Source organism: Vibrio sp. TBV020, from assembly GCF_046056895.1.
Classification (GTDB): Bacteria; Pseudomonadota; Gammaproteobacteria; order Enterobacterales; family Vibrionaceae; genus Vibrio.
Genome location: NZ_JBEEAQ010000001.1, coordinates 750,448 through 769,899, shown reverse-complemented (window position 1 = coordinate 769,899; position 19,452 = coordinate 750,448). Strand labels below are relative to the sequence as shown.

At 44.1% G+C, this 19,452-nt stretch carries 19 protein-coding genes; 14 read left to right on the top strand and 5 right to left on the bottom strand.

Annotated elements, in window-relative coordinates; genetic code table 11:
* The first annotated feature begins 379 nt into the window (after positions 1-379).
* Positions 380-1,753, top strand: a complete 1,374-nt coding sequence (locus AAFX28_RS03245; protein ID WP_408685578.1) for a YjiH family protein — start codon at positions 380-382, stop codon at positions 1,751-1,753.
* A 76-nt stretch (positions 1,754-1,829) separates the two neighbouring features.
* On the opposite strand, the gene AAFX28_RS03240 is transcribed toward AAFX28_RS03245, so the two are convergent.
* A complete protein-coding gene (locus AAFX28_RS03240; RefSeq protein ID WP_408685576.1) occupies positions 1,830-2,624 on the bottom strand; it encodes an MBL fold metallo-hydrolase in 795 nt (264 codons plus the stop codon).
* Positions 2,625-2,738: 114 nt separating this feature from the next.
* Here AAFX28_RS03240 and AAFX28_RS03235 point away from each other — a divergent pair, with 114 nt between their 5' ends.
* Entirely contained in the window at positions 2,739-3,710 is a 972-nt protein-coding gene (locus AAFX28_RS03235; RefSeq protein WP_408685574.1) for a GlxA family transcriptional regulator, read from the top strand.
* A gap of 91 nt (positions 3,711-3,801) precedes the next feature.
* Here AAFX28_RS03235 and AAFX28_RS03230 read toward each other — a convergent pair whose 3' ends face one another.
* On the bottom strand, positions 3,802-4,836 hold the full coding sequence (locus AAFX28_RS03230; RefSeq protein ID WP_408685572.1) for a 2Fe-2S iron-sulfur cluster-binding protein: 1,035 nt from the start codon (positions 4,834-4,836) through the stop codon (positions 3,802-3,804).
* Between the two features lie 74 nt (positions 4,837-4,910).
* Positions 4,911-6,572, bottom strand: coding sequence for a hydroxylamine reductase (hcp, locus tag AAFX28_RS03225; RefSeq protein ID WP_408685570.1), 1,662 nt, complete (start codon positions 6,570-6,572; stop codon positions 4,911-4,913).
* Positions 6,573-7,032: 460 nt separating this feature from the next.
* Between hcp and AAFX28_RS03220 the strand changes: the two genes are divergently transcribed.
* Positions 7,033-7,188 (top strand): hypothetical protein, encoded by a 156-nt coding sequence (locus AAFX28_RS03220; protein ID WP_408685568.1) that lies wholly within the window; start codon positions 7,033-7,035, stop codon positions 7,186-7,188.
* Positions 7,189-7,235: 47 nt separating this feature from the next.
* On the opposite strand, the gene AAFX28_RS03215 is transcribed toward AAFX28_RS03220, so the two are convergent.
* Together AAFX28_RS03215 and glpX are read right to left on the bottom strand one after the other, a co-directional pair.
* Positions 7,236-8,210 (bottom strand): sugar-binding transcriptional regulator, encoded by a 975-nt coding sequence (locus AAFX28_RS03215; protein ID WP_408685566.1) that lies wholly within the window; start codon positions 8,208-8,210, stop codon positions 7,236-7,238.
* 67 nt (positions 8,211-8,277) lie between these two features.
* A complete protein-coding gene (glpX, locus tag AAFX28_RS03210) occupies positions 8,278-9,267 on the bottom strand; it encodes a class II fructose-bisphosphatase (RefSeq protein WP_408686810.1) in 990 nt (329 codons plus the stop codon).
* Positions 9,268-9,693: 426 nt separating this feature from the next.
* Here glpX and rpiB point away from each other — a divergent pair, with 426 nt between their 5' ends.
* The 11 genes from rpiB (at position 9,694) to ribBA (ending at position 19,431) form a co-directional block, all read left to right on the top strand.
* On the top strand, positions 9,694-10,140 hold the full coding sequence (rpiB, locus tag AAFX28_RS03205) for a ribose 5-phosphate isomerase B (protein WP_408685565.1): 447 nt from the start codon (positions 9,694-9,696) through the stop codon (positions 10,138-10,140).
* Between the two features lie 41 nt (positions 10,141-10,181).
* Complete coding sequence (locus tag AAFX28_RS03200) at positions 10,182-11,165, top strand: TRAP transporter substrate-binding protein (protein ID WP_408685563.1); 984 nt, start codon at positions 10,182-10,184, stop codon at positions 11,163-11,165.
* A 65-nt stretch (positions 11,166-11,230) separates the two neighbouring features.
* A complete protein-coding gene (locus tag AAFX28_RS03195; protein WP_408685561.1) occupies positions 11,231-11,803 on the top strand; it encodes a TRAP transporter small permease in 573 nt (190 codons plus the stop codon).
* Entirely contained in the window at positions 11,800-13,083 is a 1,284-nt protein-coding gene (locus AAFX28_RS03190; protein WP_408685559.1) for a TRAP transporter large permease, read from the top strand. Before AAFX28_RS03195 ends, AAFX28_RS03190 begins: the two co-directional genes overlap by 4 nt.
* A gap of 16 nt (positions 13,084-13,099) precedes the next feature.
* Positions 13,100-14,110 carry a 4-hydroxythreonine-4-phosphate dehydrogenase PdxA gene (locus AAFX28_RS03185; RefSeq protein ID WP_408685557.1) on the top strand — a complete coding sequence of 337 codons (1,011 nt, stop codon included), beginning with the start codon at positions 13,100-13,102 and terminating at the stop codon, positions 14,108-14,110.
* A gap of 15 nt (positions 14,111-14,125) precedes the next feature.
* Positions 14,126-15,127, top strand: a complete 1,002-nt coding sequence (locus tag AAFX28_RS03180) for a dihydroxyacetone kinase subunit DhaK (protein WP_408685556.1) — start codon at positions 14,126-14,128, stop codon at positions 15,125-15,127.
* A gap of 2 nt (positions 15,128-15,129) precedes the next feature.
* Complete coding sequence (gene dhaL / locus AAFX28_RS03175; protein WP_408685554.1) at positions 15,130-15,762, top strand: dihydroxyacetone kinase subunit DhaL; 633 nt, start codon at positions 15,130-15,132, stop codon at positions 15,760-15,762.
* Positions 15,759-16,535, top strand: coding sequence for a triose-phosphate isomerase (locus AAFX28_RS03170; protein ID WP_408685552.1), 777 nt, complete (start codon positions 15,759-15,761; stop codon positions 16,533-16,535). Before dhaL ends, AAFX28_RS03170 begins: the two co-directional genes overlap by 4 nt.
* A 19-nt stretch (positions 16,536-16,554) precedes the next feature.
* A complete protein-coding gene (locus AAFX28_RS03165) occupies positions 16,555-17,451 on the top strand; it encodes an AEC family transporter (RefSeq protein ID WP_408685550.1) in 897 nt (298 codons plus the stop codon).
* Between the two features lie 12 nt (positions 17,452-17,463).
* Positions 17,464-18,303 carry a sugar phosphate isomerase/epimerase family protein gene (locus AAFX28_RS03160; protein WP_408685548.1) on the top strand — a complete coding sequence of 280 codons (840 nt, stop codon included), beginning with the start codon at positions 17,464-17,466 and terminating at the stop codon, positions 18,301-18,303.
* 18 nt (positions 18,304-18,321) lie between these two features.
* A complete protein-coding gene (gene ribBA, locus AAFX28_RS03155; RefSeq protein ID WP_408685546.1) occupies positions 18,322-19,431 on the top strand; it encodes a bifunctional 3,4-dihydroxy-2-butanone-4-phosphate synthase/GTP cyclohydrolase II in 1,110 nt (369 codons plus the stop codon).
* The last annotated feature ends 21 nt before the right edge of the window (positions 19,432-19,452 follow it).

Here is a 19,452-nt window from a genome sequence, read left to right as displayed (position 1 = left end):
TTGTCCTCAGACCTAGAGTTATTTTTCTATATAAATATTCACTTTATACCCTTTTGATATCTCAATCGGCTAAGCCATCAGTTATTGCCCCCTGACGCGGCCTAAATTTTCTTTTTATACCCCTAAATGAAAGCTTGATAAGCCATATAATCATTGGGCTACCTGATGGAATGTACTTCAAGAATTAAAACTTCATATTAACACTAGTGTAACATTCTGGTTGGGTGCTTTTAAATAATGCAATCATCTGGATTTATTTTCACTATTAGTGAATAAAATTTCATTTATCTATTGCCTTGGGATTATTTATCGATATAATCGCTCTCATTGAAAAGTTATTCATTAATTTCGAGTTTATAGTCATCTAGGGAGTAGTCAGATGAGCGATACACTTCTTGCCCAAGAGAATCACAAGACAAACAGAAACTTTCTGATGTTTGCGATTCCATCATTACTGGGTTTGTTCTTTTTCCTTGCACCATTAACTTATGACGGTAGCTTTACTTTTCCTCTTGCGTTGATGGCAAAAGGGGTAAAAGCAGTCTTGGGTGATGCTATTTTGCCGACAGTGACTGGTGTTATCTGTTTTTCTGCACTAGCGTCGATTGCAGCAAGTCTTATTAAGCCAACTTTTGTTACTCAATCTCCTTTGCTTACCAGACTTTTTGTTCTGAACCCGACTTGGCTATCAATTCGTTCACTGGGTGCGGTATTTACTCTGCTTGCTCTTCACCAGATTGGTCCTGAGATCATTTGGAATGGCAATACTGGCGGATTAGTACTAAATGACCTATTGCCGTCACTATTGGTCACTTTCTTCCTAGCGGGATTACTGCTGCCACTACTACTGAACTTCGGCCTTCTTGAACTACTAGGTACCTTGCTGAGTAAGTTCATGCGCCCGGTGTTCCGTCTACCAGGTAGAGCGGCAATCGACTGTATGTCTTCATGGTTAGGTGATGGTACGGTAGGTGTTATTCTGACGAGCAAGCAGTACGAAGATAAGAAATACACAGCGCGTGAAGCAGCCGTAGTTGCAACAATGTTCTCACCAGTAGGGATTTCGTTCTCACTTGTCGTACTGACTCAAGTTGGCCTTGCAAACTACTTTGTACCGTTTTACTTCGCAATTTGTTTATCAGGTGTCGTTGCGGCGATGGTCATTCAGTTCCTACCGCCTCTATCGTACAAGAAAGATCTTTACATTGATGGCACTGCGCCGAATCGTGATGACGAGCTAGTACCAGCAGGTAAGTCAACGGTCGGCTATGGTCTTGAGTTAGCGCTTAAGCGTGCAGACAAAGTGAAAAACCTAGGCTCAGTGGCAAAAGAAGGTATTAGCAACGCACTAGATATGGTGTTTGGCGTATTACCAGTGGTTATGGCAATCGGTACATTAGGTCTTATTGTTGCAGAAGCGACACCGCTATTTTCTCTACTAGGTGCGCCGTTTGTACCACTACTAGAAATGCTAAACGTACCAGAAGCGGCGGCAGCGGCAGAAACTATGTTGGTTGGTTTCACTGATATGTACGTACCGTCAATCATCGCAGCATCGTCAATCAATACTGACCTAACTAAGTTTGTAGTAGCCGCGCTTTCTGTAACACAGCTTATCTTTATGTCAGAGACTGGCTCAGTAATTCTAAGCAGTAAGGTGCCAATTAACTTCCTAGAACTAGTTGCTATCTTCCTACTAAGAACGCTAGTAACGCTACCAATTATTGTTCTAGTGGCGCACGCAATTTTTTAAAATGATTTAAATGTTAAAAGCCTCTTCAGTGACTTGAAGAGGCTTTTTTTGTTTTGAGCTTAAACGTATTCCCTGATCAGTTAAGAGTTAACGTTTCTCCATCTTCAGGTAGGAAGACCTTATTTTGTAGTTGGTTTGCTTCTAACGACTCTTTGAGGATGTCTCGAGTGACGGCGCAATGATTCAACGCTTCCATATGATTCGCGATGACTTTGTTTGGTGATAGGCGAATAAACTCCATTACTTCATCGGTCGACATTAATAGTGGTTGTCCAACATCCATGCGAGCACGACCCGCAGCCACTACGGTGATATCAGGTTTTAGCTCCGTCAACGCACGTTTTACGTCATCAGTTAAAACCGTATCACCACTAATATAGATTGAAGGCTCATTTGGTAGCTCCAAGAAAAAGCCCACGCCATTGGCCATCACTTTATGGATCCAGCCATGACCGTGTTGAGCGGGTACAGCGGTAAGTTTTCCGCCTAAAAAGTCGATACTTTGCCAATCCTCAATGCCCCAACGCACGCTTAAGCCGTATTTTTCTAAGTAGGCTTTGTCTTTTGCTGGTGTAGCAACAGGTATGTTGCGTCTCACTAAAAACTCTTCACCAGCAGGATCGAGATGGTCACCATGCTGCAGCGCTTTAATTCCAAATGTTTGACTGTGCGTGATCAACGTATGAGTCACTTTGCTGAGCAGTTCATCGGCATTATCCGGTAGTTCAACGGTTGGGTTTTTTGCGGCTTTAGCTTTGATAACCGAAAACGGGGGCATAGAGCCTTTTTTGCCTAGCATAGGATCGATCAAGATAAACTTATCGCCAGATTCGATAATAAATGTCGCGCTGCGTAGGTGATGAACTTTCATAGTGACTCTCTAACGTGTAAATATTGCTTGGTTGCTATGGAGTCTAGTATGCACTGGGAGCAAAAACTGCAATACTGTCTCTAAAGTCAATGATCGCGCAAATCGGGCCATTTTATGTCGTTGGAAGAAAACAAAATCAAAGTAGCGTTGGTTGCCTTCGAAGGTATCAGTGCATTTCACCTCTCTGTGCCTTGTATGGTGTTTCAAGATATTTTTGTTGGTCAGCCTAGTCAGTTTGAGCTGAAAATATGTGCTGAAAATGGCAATGAGTTTTCAACAGGATCAGGATTTGGAGTCGTAATAGAGCGTGATATTTCGATCATTGAAGAAGCTGATATTGTCGTTATTCCCAGCTGGCCTAACGAGCTTCCCGAACCTAGTGAGCCGCTTGTCCATGCGCTGCGGGCTCACCATGCGAAAAATAAACTCACGGTAGGCTTGTGCTTAGGGTCGTATGTTTTGGCTTGCAGTGGAATATTAGATGGGAAAAAGGCGACCACACACTGGGTATTCGCGGAACAGTTTCAGCAGCGCTTTCCCTCTGTCATATTTGATCCAAATCCTCTATTTATTGAGCACGAGACGGTGATTACATCGGCTGGAATTGCAGCGTCATTGGATTGCTGCTTACACATTGTGAGGCGTTTTTGTGGCAGTGAGGTTGCTAATGATTTGGCAAGAAAGATGGTCACTGCTCCATTTCGCTCTGGGGGGCAGCAGCAATATATTCCCGCACCAATCAGCAGTAAAGCTCCGACTGAAACAAGCTTAAGCCGAGTGATAGAACACGTTGAGGAAACGCTAAACGAACACCACTCGCTAGATTCTGTCGCTGAGCGATGTGCAATGAGCAAGCGGACGTTTACACGACAGTTTAAATCGACCTATGGGTGTACATTTGGTGAATGGCTGTTGAATCAAAGGCTAGTGTTAAGCCAAAGGTTACTGGAAACAACGCAAAGCTCGATTGTTCAGGTATCTGAAATGGCAGGTTTTGGTTCAGAGAGCGTGTTTAGAAAGCACTTTAAGCGAGCGTTTCATGTCTCTCCTACACAGTGGAGGCTATCTTTCAAACAAGATGTTTAGGCGACATTTAAAAACGAAAAGCGAGAAATGAAGCACTAGAGCTTTGCTTAACTCTAGTGCTTGATATTGCTTGATTGAAGTTGAGAAAGGGCTATACCAGTTCGACTTCGACATCCGTTTGAATTTGGCTAGAGCAAGCTAGTGTATAGCCATTGGCCAAGTCTTCCTCGCTAAGCGTTTCAGTACTGGTGCGAGATACTTCACCTTTGGTGACTTTACACTTACAAGAACCACACATACCGCTTCGGCACGCGATAATGATAGGTACACCATTTTGCTCAAGAACGTCAGCAAGTGTTGCGCCTTGATCGACTTCTTGGGAAACGCCAAATGTCGGTACATCAAATTGTACCACTCCACTACTAGCCGTTTCTTGGTGAGTTTCAATGGGTGTAAAACTTTCTTGGTGGAATTGTTCTTTCTCAACACCTAACGCAAGCGCATTCGCTTCCATATCTTTCATGAACTGTGTTGGGCCACATAAGTAAATTGTGCGCTCAGAGAGATCTGGACAGAGTGTATTAAGCCACTCTTTATCAAGGCGACCTTGAGGGTGGCGGGTTCCGCTATTGTCTTTGAGAAGTAGTTTCAACTTAACGTTGTCATTGATAGCGTCCATCGACTCTAATTGGTCAAAGTAGATGGTTTTATCTGCATTTTTCGCCATATGGATAAAGGTAATATCGATATTGGCTTTATCACGCAGCCAAGTTGAAGTCATAGACATCACCGGAGTAATACCACACCCAGCGCTAATTAGGGCAACTTTTGATTTTGGTGGACAATCAATACTATTAAATGGACCTGTTGGTGCAAGCACGTTAACTTCATCACCAATTTGGAAGTGATCAACGATATGGTTAGATACGAGCCCATCTTCCACACGTTTAATGGTCAATTTGATATGGTCATCGCCAGGCATAGAAGCGATCGAGTAGGCGCGATATTCTAGCTTGCCATTTAGGTCAAAGCCGAGCGACACAAATTGCCCTGGTTTAAAGCCATTAAAATGAAGGTGGCAGCCATCTGAAGACTCAAGTTTGATAGTGACGGAATCTTCCGTCTCACTCCACTTGTCTACGCATCGCATTTTTGCTGGTTGATTGTTTTGCCATTCAATAAACATCTATTTCTCTCTAACAAAAGCGCCCAATACTGGAAGTGCAAGGTTCCAAGTATCGGGCGTAAGCAGTGAAGGGATTAAGCCGCTAGGATCGTTTTCAAGTCATCTTCTACATTGCCGATACTGCGCATATCGAATTTGTCTTGAATAACCTTAATAAGGTTGTCAGTTAAGAATGCAGGTGCGGTTGGGCCTGTGTAGATACCTTTAACGCCAAGAGCGAATAAGGTAAGAAGGATCACGATGGCTTTTTGCTCGAACCAAGATAGAACTAGCGTCAGTGGTAGTTCGTTAATGTCACAATCAAACTCTTTAGATAGTGCAAGTGCTAGCTGGATTGCAGAGTAAGCATCGTTACACTGACCAACGTCGAGTAGACGCGGGATACCGTTGATGTCACCAAATTGGTTTTTGTTGAAGCGGAACTTACCACATGCAAGCGTTAGAATGACGCTATCTTCTGGTGCTGCAGCTGTGAAGTCTGTGTAGTAGCTACGTTCTGACTTATCACCATCACAACCGCCAACTAGGAAGAAGTGTTTGATGTTACCTGCTTTTACTTCTTCAACCACAGCAGGTGCAGCTTGCATCAGCGCGTTGCGGCCAAAGCCAACAGTGATCATCTGTTCAATTTCATCATGTTGGAAGCCATCTTGCGCTAAGGCACATTCAATCACTTCACTGAAGTTATCTCCCTCAATGTGTGCGACACCTGGCCAACCCACAATGCTGCGAGTGAACAGGCGATCAGCGTACTGGCCGACATTTGGATTAAGCAGACAGTTTGACGTCATCACGATGGCACCAGGGAAGTTGGCAAACTCTTTCTGTTGGTTTTGCCAAGCGCTGCCGTAGTTACCGACTAGGTGAGGGTATTTGTTCAGCTCTGGGTAACCGTGTGCAGGGAGCATTTCACCGTTGGTATATACATTGATGCCTTTGCCTTCGGTTTGCTGCAGGATTTTCTCTAGATCGTGCAAATCGTGGCCAGAAACTAGAATCGCTTTACCTTTCACCGTTTTAACATTAACGGCGGTTGGCTCTGGGTGACCGAACGTCTTAGTCTCGCCGTGATCGAGCATTTCCATCACTTTGTAGTTCATTAGACCAATTTGCATTGAACACTCTAATAGGGCATTCAAATCTTCAGGGTCAGTACCTAGCCAGGCCATAATTTGGTGGTATTCAGCGAAAATGTCATTGTCAGTTTGTTCTAATACACGAGCGTGCTCCATGTAGGCAGCAGCACCTTTTAGGCCGTATAGACAAAGTAGTCGTAAACCAATTACGTCTTCACTGATGGTTTCGTAGCCGCGGTTGACGGCAACTTGAGGCGCATAAGCTAAGATAGCTTCAGAGGTTGCTGGCAGTTCGAAGTTTGCGACTGTTGGTGCTTCTTCTAGTGCAATGTCTCCCAGTTTTGCTGCTGCAAGTGTTTGCTCTTTTAGGCGAGCTTTGAATTGTGCAGCTTCAGCTGAAAGCTCAAGGATACGAGCAGGGTCAAAGTTAACGTTGGTTAGAGTAGAGAAGAATGCACGTGGTGCCCACTCATTAATTTCATTGTCGATGATGTCGAACTTTTTCGCTTGTTCTGCCCAGTAAGAAACGCCTTGTAGCGTGTAAACAAGAACATCTTGAAGATCAGATACTTCAGAAGTTTTACCACACATACCTTGTGCGAATGAGCAGCCCTTAACAGTCGGGGTTTGAATCGTCTGTTCACATTGAATACAGAACATGGCGTGTCTCCAGTAGTAATAGTTTTCAGCGGGCTTTCGTAACCCGTAGTTTTGTTTTGTCTCTACTAGAGCACGTAGTGTGCCAGTTTTTAAGGTGTTGATTTTTAATGAATATTAGTATTTTTCAATCTATGTTTGTTGTATAAATGACAACGCAATTGTTGTCGAAATTACATCGTAAACAATCAAGGTGAGAAAAAGTAGGCGGCTCAATGGCCAAAAAGAGTGATCAATGGAATCAAATTGCACCTCAATTTTGTTTGAAGATTAATCATTTATTGAGTAACTACGGTTGAGGAAACATTGATGTAGAAAATACATCGGATGAGACGATTGTTAGAAAAGCCCGCCGCACAAACAAGTGAATAAAATGGGGAATTAAATACGGATAAAAGTGGATCTAAATCACACTTTAGTGCATAATTTGCTCAAATTTTGATTGGTAGAGAAAGGTTTAGCTATGAACAACACAATAAGCATGAATCGTTACACTCAAGAGCACAATCAAGGAAAGACCACTGCAAAATTTGAATGGAAGGAAATTGCGACAATTATTGGTATGTATACCTTTGCAGCAATGACCGTTGTGTTAACTGGCTTATCTTGGGCCGCTTAACTAAAGATGCAGAAAGAGAAAAGGCGCTAATTTAGCGCCTTTTTAGATCATTGCTGAGCATCTAAGTTTAAGATAGTGATTGCATTAGCAACGCTGGTAGCCAAGATATCAATGGCTCCGGTGCGAAGCGCCCCAACAATCGATAGCGGTTTACTACTTTCAGCTGCGATAGCAATTACTTGTGGTATTTTTTGATAGTCAGAGATGGTTAATCCAACAACTCGGTTGCTCATGTTGGTATCTTGAACTCTTCCTTTGATGTCATAAAAATCGTAACCGCCGACTTCACCGACAACACCTTGCTGAATTCTCGCTTCAACCATTTCTTGAACTGAGAACCAACCTAAGTTAACCATATAACTACTTTCATTAAGATCGCCGATACCGACTAGTGCGACGTCAGCTTTGCGAGCAATGTCCATGGTTTGTTGAACTGTCTCATCTTCAAGAAGTGCATTGCGAAGTTCAGGGTTTCGGATGTAAGCAGGAGCGTATAACGTTTCACTGACTCCCCCGAAAGTTTTGGCGAAACGACGTGAAATGTGGTCAGCATTGAGCATGCCACCCCTAGGGTGGATCCCTCCGATACTGGAGACAAACGTACATTTCTTCGGATTAACTACACCAATATGTTCAGATACGGCAGAAACATTTCGACCCTGTCCAACGGAAATTACCATCCCGTCTTTTAACGTCGATGACAGATAAGTAGAGACCACACCGGCTAGCAGCGCACGTTGTTCGTCTTCACTTGGTTGGTCTAACGCAATCAACGCTCGCTTAAGTCCAAACCTTTCTTTGAGCTGCTCTTCAAGCTTGGCGCCAAATACAGGGTGATATTTAACTTTAATTTCCACGATACCCTGATCACGGGCACGCTTTAGTAAGCGACCTATTTTTACCCTAGATAGTCCAAATCGTTTCGAAATTTCTTCTTGAGTCGCGCCATCTTGGTAATAGGCCACGGCAATTTCAGTAAGAAGGTTATTTTCTTCTGTCTGTTCTATATTGGTTAAATCCATGCTTGTCCTTATTGAGATAGGGAATCTCCAACCCTATCCCTATTTCTCATTATTATTCTGTGAGTCTTTATTGCTCACTGTTCACGGTGACATCGTGAATGGATTTGACCATTCTAATCGTTTTTGTCTCCCCTTGTACAAGCAGAGTCTCGGTAGTTAGGCTTTGTCCATGTTTTTGGACTCCATCTAACACGTCACCTTTAGTTATCCCGGTCGCACAAAAAATGATATTGGAGCTTTTTGCTAGCTGATCTAAAGGAAGGATAGTGTTTGGTTCAACATTCATTTGCTGACATCGAAGGTGTTCTTGTCTGCTGATTTCTCGATTGTGTGGGTCTTGTCCTTTGACCTGCTCTCTCAGCAATAGTCGGGCTTGCATATTTCCTCCCATTGCCTTGATTACTGCGGCACTGACAACACCTTCAGGTGCACCGCCGATGCAATACATGGCATCAACATCGCTTTGAGGTAAGCATGTTAAAAGTGAAGCCGCGACATCGCCATCAGGGAAGGCATAAACTCTTACACCGAGTGCCTGCATCTGTTGAATCACTTTGTCATGTCTCGGTTTCGCTAAAGTTGCGACTACAAGTTCGTTGACAGGTTTGCCAAGTGCCTGAGCGATATTGTTAATATTGGTTTCTATAGAGCAGTTTAAATCAATAGCTGAAGAAGCTTTTGGGCCGACGACCAGCTTTTCCATATACATATCGGGTGCTTGTAATAGCGTACCTTTCTCTGCCGCAGCGAGAACGGCAAGTGCGTTAGCTTGGCCCATTGCGGTCATTCGTGTGCCTTCAATTGGATCAACAGCAATATCTATTTCAGGGCCTCCTTGGCCAAGCTCTTCGCCGATGTAGAGCATTGGAGCGTTATCTATCTCTCCTTCACCAATGACTATCTTTGCACTGATGCTGCTGCGATTAAGCTCTGTTCGCATGGCATCAACTGCCGCTTTATCCGCATGTTCTTTATTCCCCCTGCCAAGCCATTGGTATCCGGCCAATGCCGCTTTTTCTGTAACTTGGGTCAGTGTAAGTCCTAGTTCGTTCATGATCTTTCGTCCATTTGCGTGTTCATATGTTCATCTTATACATCAAATGTTCATCCTGTAAAACAAAAGTACATGAAATATAGTTCTCATAAGTTCAAACGGGTGTTCATATTATCAATTCCAATGGTTTAAGGGGGTTTTATATAAATTAATAGAGTTATGGCTCTAATGTGTTAAAAAATGTTACGGGTAAAGTTTTATTTAAGTTGTTGTTTTATATGTAATTTCTTAAAAGTGTGATTGAGGCGGCATGTTTGAGGGTTCGTCTAATGACCTTTTCAATGTTACGTGTATCGATCACGTAATTGTTAATAATATGTGTCTTTTTGGTGACTGATGTCTCACTTGGATTATGTTCAAGTGTTATAAGTTAGATAATTAGTTCAATATCATTTGTAACTTTTGTGGTCATATGTACAAGGAGAAAGCATGATAGCGATAGGTTGTGATGATGCTGCGATTGAATTGAAGGAGTGTCTAAAGTCCCACTTGGCCTCGAAAGGTATTGAATGTGTGGATTATGGCATTGACCCAGACAATGCAGCTTTATATCCGGATATAGCAAAGACGGTCAGTGTAGCGGTGAGTGAAGGTAAGCATCAGCGCGGAATCATTTTATGTGGGACAGGCATTGGTGTGTCGATTGTTGCCAATAAAGTACCTGGTATTCGAGCGGCGTTGTGTCATGACACATTCTCAGCCGAACGTGCACGCAAAAGTAATGATGCACAAATCATTACGATGGGTTCAAGAGTGATTGGTCAAGAGCTTGCTAAGTCGATACTCGACACTTGGCTAGACTCCGAATTTACGGATGGCCCATCGACACCAAAAGTAAACCGAATCAAGGAGATAGAAAAAGAATTTATTAGTTAAAACCCTACTCAATGTTTAATGGAATAACGTGGAAACTAACAATGAAAAATACAACGATTACTTACTCAGCACTCGCTATTGCTACTCTTTTTTCGGCGGCGACTTTAGCAAAAGACCTAAAGGTTGCGACAAGCGCGCAAGTTGGCTCGCTGCAATACAATACGACGCAATACTTTACTGATGTTGCAAACGAAGAATTCAAGAAGCAAGGTATCGACTACAACCTTAAGTTTTTTGGCGCAGCTCAGCTTGGTAAGGACAAAGATGTTCAGCAAAAGCTAAAACTTGGTACCGTCGACCTAGCTCTACTTACCTCTACGCTGCCGACGCACGTATCTGAAATGGCGCTGTTTGAATTACCATTCTTAGTTTCTGATCGTGACCATGTAGCAAAAATTGAGCAAGACGTATTCTGGCCTTACATTGCACCAGCTGCTGAGAAAAAAGGCTATAAAGTGATCGGCTTCTGGGAAAATGGATTCCGTAACATCACTAACGCGAAACGCCCAATCACAACACCTGACGATTTGGAAGGGCTCAAAGTTCGAACGCCAAACAGTTCTTGGCGCGTAAAAATGTTTAAAAACTGGGGGGCGAACCCAACACCGATGAGCTTTAGCGAAGTATTTATTGGCTTGCAAACTGGCGTTATCGATGGCCAAGAAAACCCATACACAAACATCTACGCAGCTAAGCTTCATGAAGTTCAAGGTTACTTGAGCGTGACTAACCACGTTTACACGCCAGCGTATTTAACCGCGGGTGCTCGTCACTACGGTAAATTCCCAGATGAAGTAAGAGCAATCCTAGAAAGCTCAGCGACTCAAGCTCAACAATGGGGCTACGCTGAGGCGACCAAACTTGAAACCGAACTGAAAGACAAACTTGTCGCAGGCGGTATGAAGTTGAACGTAGCAAATCGTGACGCGTTCGTTAATGCGAGCCAACCAATTTACGACGACTTCGTTAAGAACGTGAACAACGGTGAAGCAATGCTAAGCAAAGCAATGGCATCAGCAAAATAAACCTGCGTTAACTTAGACTGCGCCATGTGCGCAGTCTTGCTTGTCAATTTCTGCGAGGGCTTACGATGTCTTTTCTAGCGAGCATTAATACAATTTCAAACATACTAGAAAAAGTGCTGATCGCTATTTCAATGACGATTCTCATAGCACTAAGTACGATCATCATTGTTGCGGTGTTTTCCCGTTTTAGTGGCGCGTCTCTTTATTGGTACGACGAAGTGTCGGCCATTCTCTTAGCGTGGCTGACCTTCTACGGTTCAGCTCTTTGTGCGTTGAAACGAGCACATATGGGCTTTGGTGGCTTAGTTGCCAATATGTCACTTCAACTACGTAAAGTCGTTTTCTTATTCAGTGAAGCAATCGTTATTGGATTCTTTGCGGTAGTAGCTTGGGCAAGTTATTACATCCTTGAAATCTTTGGTGAAGAAACCTTAACCAGTTTGGATTTCATTACTCTTTCTTTTGCACAATCGGCTCTACCGATTGGCGCGGTACTTTTCATCGTGGCGCAGCTTTGTTCTCTCCCTAATGCATGGAAACTGCTGTGTGAAGGTTCAACTCAAGAAGATGAAGAAATTAAGGAAGCAATCCGTGATGCGAAAAAAGACATGGCGGAAGCAATGGAGGCTGTGAAATGAGTGCGTTAGTCGTCCTATTTTGTTTAATCGCTCTGGTTATGATCAATGTACCGATTGGTGTGGCGATCGGGGCAGTGGCGATTGTTGGTATGGTTGCGACGTCTGGAGTTGATGCCATTTACAATGCTGCATTGGCTATGTTCGAAGGCGGTTCTAAGTTTACCTTGTTGTCTATCCCACTGTTCGTTTTTGCCGGAGCATTGATGAACACTGGCGGCATTTCGTTGCGCCTAATTAACTTTGTAAACGCGATTGTTGGCTTTGTGCGCGGTGGCTTATCAATGGTTAACGTTGGCGTTTCGATGATTTTTGCGGAAATCTCGGGCTCTGCCGTTGCTGATGTTGCCGCTCTAGGTTCAATCCTTATTCCAGCGATGAAAAAACGTGGTTACTCAGGCAGTTTTTCAGCGGCTGTAACATCTTCATCGGCTTCTCTAGCCGTTATTATTCCCCCTTCGCTACCAATGATTATCTACGGTGCAATGGCGGATGTTTCTATTTCGCAGCTGTTTGTTGCTGGTATTGTCTCTGGCCTATTAGGCGCAGCAGGTATGTTCGCCGTGTGTTATTACTACGCAGTGAAATACGACTTACCTCGTGAAGAGTCGTTTAGCCTGAAAAAACTATGGGTAGCATTCAAAGATGCATTCTGGGCACTGACTCTACCATTCGCGATTTTAGGCGGCATCTTGTCTGGCTTTATGACAGCCACGGAAGCAGCAGGTATTGCAGTGTTGCTTGCGATTCTAATCAGCGTGTTTATCTACAAAGAGATGAACCTAAAACTGTTCTACAAAGCGATGATGGAAGGGGTAACCGGTACTTCTGTCGTTATGTTACTTGTGGCAACTTCAGCAGTATTAGGTCTTTTCCTAACTGAGCAGGAAGTTCCTCAAGCAATGGCTGCGGGTATCCTGAGCATCTCAGAAAACAAATATGTCGTGTTGATGATGCTTAACGTGATGTTGCTAGTCGTGGGTATCTTCCTGCACGGTGCAGCGGCCATCATCTTAACGGTACCAATCGTATTACCGCTTATTCATGAGCTCGGCATCGACCCAATCCACTTTGGCATCATGCTAGCGCTGAACATCTCAATCGGTCAGCAAACCCCACCGGTTGCAAGTGTACTTATTACCGCTTGTTCAATTGCTAAACGTGACATCTGGCAGGTGACCAAAGTAAACGCTTTATTCATCGGTGTACTGTTCACGGTACTTCTACTCGCAACATATATCCCAGCGCTGTCTGTTGGATTCGTTGACTACATCTACAAATAATTCAAGGAACTGAGAAATGACTAAACCAACTATTGCACTTGTACTCGGCGATCCATCAGGCATTGGTCCAGAAGTCGCAGTAAAAGTTTTGGCTAATGAAGCGAATCGTCAACAAGCAAATATTCTCATCATTGCTGATGAGTACGAACTGCGAAAAGGGATGGATATTGCCCAAACATCATTTGATTACGATGTAGTTCAAAGCTTTGAGCAAGCGAAGTTTGAAGATGGTAAGCCAGTATTGTTGGAGTTCAAGAGCTCTCATTCAGAGCCGATTGAGTATGGTGCAGCAACAGCACAAGGTGGTACTTACGTTCTTGAAACGCTAAAAATCGCTGTTGATTTAACTCTTGAACACAAAACCCATGGCATCTGTTTTGCGCCGCTGAATAAACAAGCGATGAGCAAAGCAGGTCTACAACACCGTGATGAGTTGTCTTGGTTTGCTGAGCTGACTGATTTCCACGGCTTTGGCTGTGAAGTAAACGTTGTTGATGACATTTGGGCGGGCCGTGTGACTTCTCACATTCCATTCAAAAATGTCGTTGAGAATCTAACGGTTGACTCGGTACTAGAAACGATCGAATTGATGGACGCAACATTGAAGTCAGCAGGTTTTGAGCAACCTCGAATCGCTGTACAAGCATTGAACCCACATGGTGGTGAAGGTGGCTTGTTTGGAGACGAAGAAATCACAGTGATCACTCCTGCGATCGAAAAAGCGAAAGAGAAAGGTATTCAAGCATTCGGTCCATTCCCAGGTGATACAACAATGTGGGTTGTTGAGAAAGAGTCGATGAACTCAATTGTTTCGATGTATCACGATCAAGGTGCGACGGCACTAAAAATGATGGGCTTCGACCGCGGTGTGACAGTGCAAGGCGGTATTCCAATCCCAATCGCGACGGCAAACCATGGTTCGGCATTCGACATCTACGGAAAAAATGTTGCGTCGACACCTGCTATGGAAAATGCCCTTAAATTGACGGTTCGCATGGCAACAAGCTACCAACAAAAGCAAAGTTAATCAGTGGTGATATCGATGAGAAAGCCAAAAAAATTAATCAATGATCCAATGAACGTCGCTCAAGAACAATTTGATGGTTTGTTAGTGGCGATGAACGGAAAACTAGAAGGTCTCCCAGGTATTACTGCGGCAATGCGTACGGATTTTCCTTCCGATAAAGTTGCGATTCTGACCGGCGGTGGTGCTGGGCATGAGCCTTTATTTGCTGGCTATGTGGGCAAAGGTTTAGCGGACGCTGCAGCACTTGGTGATATTTTTGCTGCGCCTGCACCGAACGTAATCTTACAAACCACAGAAGCGGTAAATAACGGTAAAGGTGTCATCTATATCTATGGCAACTATGCGGGCGATAACATGAATTTTGATATCGCAGCAGAGCTCGCTGATGACGATGACATTCGCACCCATACAATTCGTGTTTGGGACGATGTGGCTTCTGCTCCACTAGAAAAAATCCAAGAGCGTCGTGGTACTGCTGGTGATTTGTATGTTCTGAAAATTGCAGGTGCCGCATCTGAGCTATATGACGATTTTGACCAGATTGTGGAAGTAACCGAACGCGCTCGTGATTACACCCGTTCAATTGGCGTTGCTTTGTCTGCTGGCTCTGTGCCTCAAACCAATACTTTTAACTTTGAGTTACCAGATGATGAGCTTGAAATTGGTATGGGGCTTCACGGAGAACCGGGAGTTGCGCGTGAAAAGATGACTTCTGCGGACGTGGTTGTCGATCGATTGATTGATGAGTTATGTGCGGATCTTCCTTACCAGTCGGGTGATGAGGTCTGTCTTCTAATCAACAATTTAGGTTCATCAACCTATATGGAAATGTTGATCGCTAACCGCCAAGCGCATGCGAAGTTGGCTGAAAGAGGTATTAAAGTTCACGATACCTTAGTGGGCAATTACTGTACGTCTCAGGAGATGTCTGGTTACTCGATTACCCTTATGAAGCTCGATGACGAGCTGAAGAAACTGTTTGATTTACCTTGTGATTCATTTGCTTTGAGGAAATAACTATGGATGCATTAACTACAAAAGACATGATGGCGTATGTCGCTCAAAAGATGGTGGCAAGTGAACCTGTACTGACTAAGTTCGACCAAGCGATTGGTGACGGTGACCATGGTATTGGTATGGAACGTGGCTTTAAAGCTGTTTCAGAACTACTGGCGAGCGATTACCAACCTGAAGATGTGAGCAAACTGCTATTGAAAATTGGCTCGACCATGATGGCGACGATGGGCGGTGCGTCAGGTGCGATCTTTGGCACGCTTTTCCGCTCTGGTGCTAAGTCGATTAAAGGTGCTCAGACATTAGATACCGCAACACTGGCGACTTTCTTAGCTGGCGGCTTGCAAGGGGTTTATGACCGTGGTGGCGCAAAACCAGGTGACAAAACTATGATTGATGCGCTGGTGGCTGCAGTTGAAAAATCGGAAAGCTTGCAAGGAGACTTGGCAGCTAATTTACCGGCTATCTCGGCAGCAGCGGCTCAAGGGGTAGAAGCAACTAAAGATATGATTGCGACCACAGGTAAGGCAAAAACCTTGGGCGAGCGTTCATTGGGCCACCCAGATCCGGGTGCTATGTCGATGGCGTTTATTCTTCAATTTATGTGTGAATTTGCAACTGAGCAGGTAGCCGCATGAAAAAAATCTGGGTCGGTACGAGCTGGAAAATGAACAAGGATGCGCACACAGCAGAAGCATGGGCTTCTGCTGTGTCGCCTGCGTTAAAACATTGTTCTGAGCAGATTCAGCCATTTGTGATTCCGCCTTTCCCATACCTTAGCCTAGTCTCTGAGCTATTTAAGTTTCAGCCGATACAAATAGGCGCACAGAATATTTGTTGGCAAGACTCTGGTGCATTTACGGGGGAAGTCTCTCCCTTAATGGCAAGAGACTGTGGGGCAAACATTGTTGAAATTGGTCACTCTGAACGTCGAGCTATGTTCGGTGAAACTGATGAAACCGTTAACCTCAAAGTGAAGGCTGCATTAAGGAATGGACTAACCCCTCTTGTTTGTGTTGGTGACAGCGCCGATGAGAAAGAATGGGGAGTGTCGGCTGAGTCGGTGATTCGCCAAGTAAAAATTGCACTTTATGGTGTGGAAGCTGAGCAACTGACTAAGGTTGTGATTGCTTACGAGCCTGTTTGGGCAATCGGTGAAAATGGTACGCCAGCAACCAAAGAAGAAGCGCAGACGATTCACTGTGCGATACGACATGCTCTTGCTGAGCGTTATGGTCATGAGATCGCCTTTAATATGGTGCTTCTCTACGGCGGTAGTGTGAACTTGAGCAATGCTTCTGAGTTGCTCGACCAAGAAGACATTGATGGTGTCTTTGTAGGGCGAACCGCTTGGGAACCAGACGGTTACATCGAACTACTTAGCATCGCTCATAGCAAGGTCGGAGTGTAGTGTGGAGCAGGTGAAGTTGATGAGTTGGATCATTCTTGGTCTAGTCAGTGCTAAGGGGCTTTCGGCACTGTCTAAGTCAAGAGTGGATTGGGTGAGAAACTTCGCCTTTAGCTATCTCACACCTTGTCTGTTTTTCACCTCAGTGTATCGCGCAGATTTAGCTAACCTACCTTCGATAGAGTTGTTGACCACATATGGTATTTGCCTTGCTGGTCTTTTCGTCGTTTTAAGAGTTTGGTTAACCAAGCATGTGCGAGACACGTTATCAACATCCAACATTAAAGCAATCTCAGCGCTGTACCCTAATGCTGTAGGAGTCGGGGTACCGCTAGTATTTGCGTTATATGGAACGGAAGCTGAGCTGATTTTAATGGGGATAGTGGTAACTAACCTATTAGTGGTGTTGCCGTTTATCAATGTACTAATGATTCGTTCCGGTGAGCAGGGCTTTTATAGCTACCGAAAGGTGGTGACGGATCCCATTTTATTATCGATTGTAGGCGGAATTCTTCTCAATGTGTGGGGCGTTGAGTTGGCTCCGGAAATTGTATCGGGTCTGGCCCATATTGGCTGGATCGCTCTACCGGTTATTTTATTCATTCTCGGCGCAAGCTTGAGCTTTTATTCATTTAACTCGCTTGTGCAAGAGAAGATCGGTGTACTGCTGATCGTAAAAATAGTGATTTTCCCAGTCTTTACCCTGTTGCTAGCACACTATGTGTTTCAGCTGTCTGCATTGGAAACTCAAGTTCTAGTGTTATTGGCGAGTTTACCAACAGGGGTGAACGTTTATCTCCTTTCTGAACGTTACCAAGTGGCAAAAGAGGCAACTGCGGGTGTTATTTTGTTTACCACGATTTCTTCATTGGTTTCGTTATTGGGTTGGGAAAAGGTCTTACAACACTGGGTAGCTTAAAGGATGTAAGTGATGAGTATTATAGAAAGATTAGCGATCAACACGGCGATTTTTGATGGCCATGATTTGAAAACATCGTTAAAAACGATCAAAAGTTTGGGTGTTAGTCAGGTTGAGTTTGCTTTTAACCAAGGCTATGTCGGTCAACTGGATAGTGACATGTTTTCAGCCAACCATGCTCAATACTTAACGTCACTGCTCGACAAAGAAGGGCTGACTACACAAGCATTGGGCTGCACAATGAACTTAGCTGTTCCGAGTGCAATTGAAGATTTTATGATGCGCATCGATTTCGCCCATCAACTGGGTGTGACGTATTTGAATACCTGTACTGGACCAATTGCCGACCGTCATATCATCGTCGCTAATTTGAAAGTCTTATCTGAGTACGCACAAGAAAAAGGGTGCGTAATTTGTATCGAAAATGGTGGTGATCATAACTTTAATGCGTTTGCCAGTGCCCACGATGGGGTGAGAATCCTATCTGAAGTAGAAAGTGCAGGGCTTGCGCTAAACTTTGACCCTGGTAACTCAGTGTCGTTAGTGCCTAATTTGAGCCCAAGTGAAGAAGCTAAGATTGCTCTGCCATTTTGCCGACATTTCCATGTTAAAGATGTTCAGGTTCACGATGATAAGTTTACCTTTCCGGCGTTGGGAACAGGCATCATTAACTATCAGCCGATTGTAGAATCGCTGGCAGCTCGTCAAATTCCTTTTAGTATCGAAAAACCACTCAGAATGTTCCGTCGAAAAGACTCTTTCCCAATTCGTGGAAGATCGCCAGAAAGTATGGAAAACATTGTAAACGCTCTGACGCAGAGTATTGATTATATTAAAAATATTGAAAATTAAGCCCAGTAGGTGAACAGAATGCCAATTAGTAGTATTGAAGAAGTAATTGAAGATTATCGCCAAGGAAAAATGGTCATTCTGATGGATGATGAAGACCGAGAAAATGAAGGCGATATTATGATGGCCGCTGAGCATGTTACAGCGCAAGATATCAACTTCATGGCGACTCATGGTCGTGGTCTTATCTGTTTAACTCTGACTAAGCAGAGATGCGACAAATTAAACCTATTTCCGATGGTATCAAACCCAACAGAACCTTGGGCGACGGCCTTTACAGTGTCGATTGAAGCTGCTCAGGGCGTCACTACAGGGATCTCTGCAGAGGATCGTGCGGTGACTGTACAGGCTGCGGTGGCAGCAGAGGCAAAACCGGCAGACTTGGTTCAACCGGGGCATATTTTTCCGCTCGCAGCGAAAGATGGTGGCGTTTTGGTTCGCGCTGGTCATACGGAAGCTGGCTGTGATTTAGCGCGATTAGCGGGCTTTGAACCAGCTTCTGTTATCGTTGAAATTCTTAATGACGACGGCACCATGGCGAGACGACCACAGCTTGAAGTGTTTGCGGAAAAACATGGTATCAAGCTTGGCACAATTGCTGATTTGATTGAATACCGCAATGCAACTGAAACTACCATCGAACGTGTGGCTGAGTGTCAATTACCGACAGAGTATGGTGAGTTCTCAATGGTGACTTATCGAGATACGGTAGATAACCAAATTCACTATGCGTTGAGCAAAGGAAAAGTGAACGGCGCACCAACGAATGTACGAGTTCACCTTCAAGATACGTTCAATGATGTTTTGTTCTCACAAAGAGAAACTCAGCCTGCTTGGCCTTTGAATAAATCAATGGAAAAAATTGGTCAAGATGGTGGTGTGTTGGTCATTCTTGGTCAGCAAGAACATCCTGATGCGTTAATTGCACGTGTTAAGCATTATCAAGCCCAAGATATGGGTGAGAACGTAAATGCCAAGAAGAAAGACCAAACCTCGCGTCAAGTTGGGGTAGGTTCGCAGATATTAGCTGATCTGGGCGTGACGAAAATGAACTTACTTTCATCGGCGACAAAGAAATATCATGCACTATCAGGCTTTGGCCTTGAGGTTGTCGATTACATTGAAGGGTAAACAGTTAGGCGGGGAATCCCG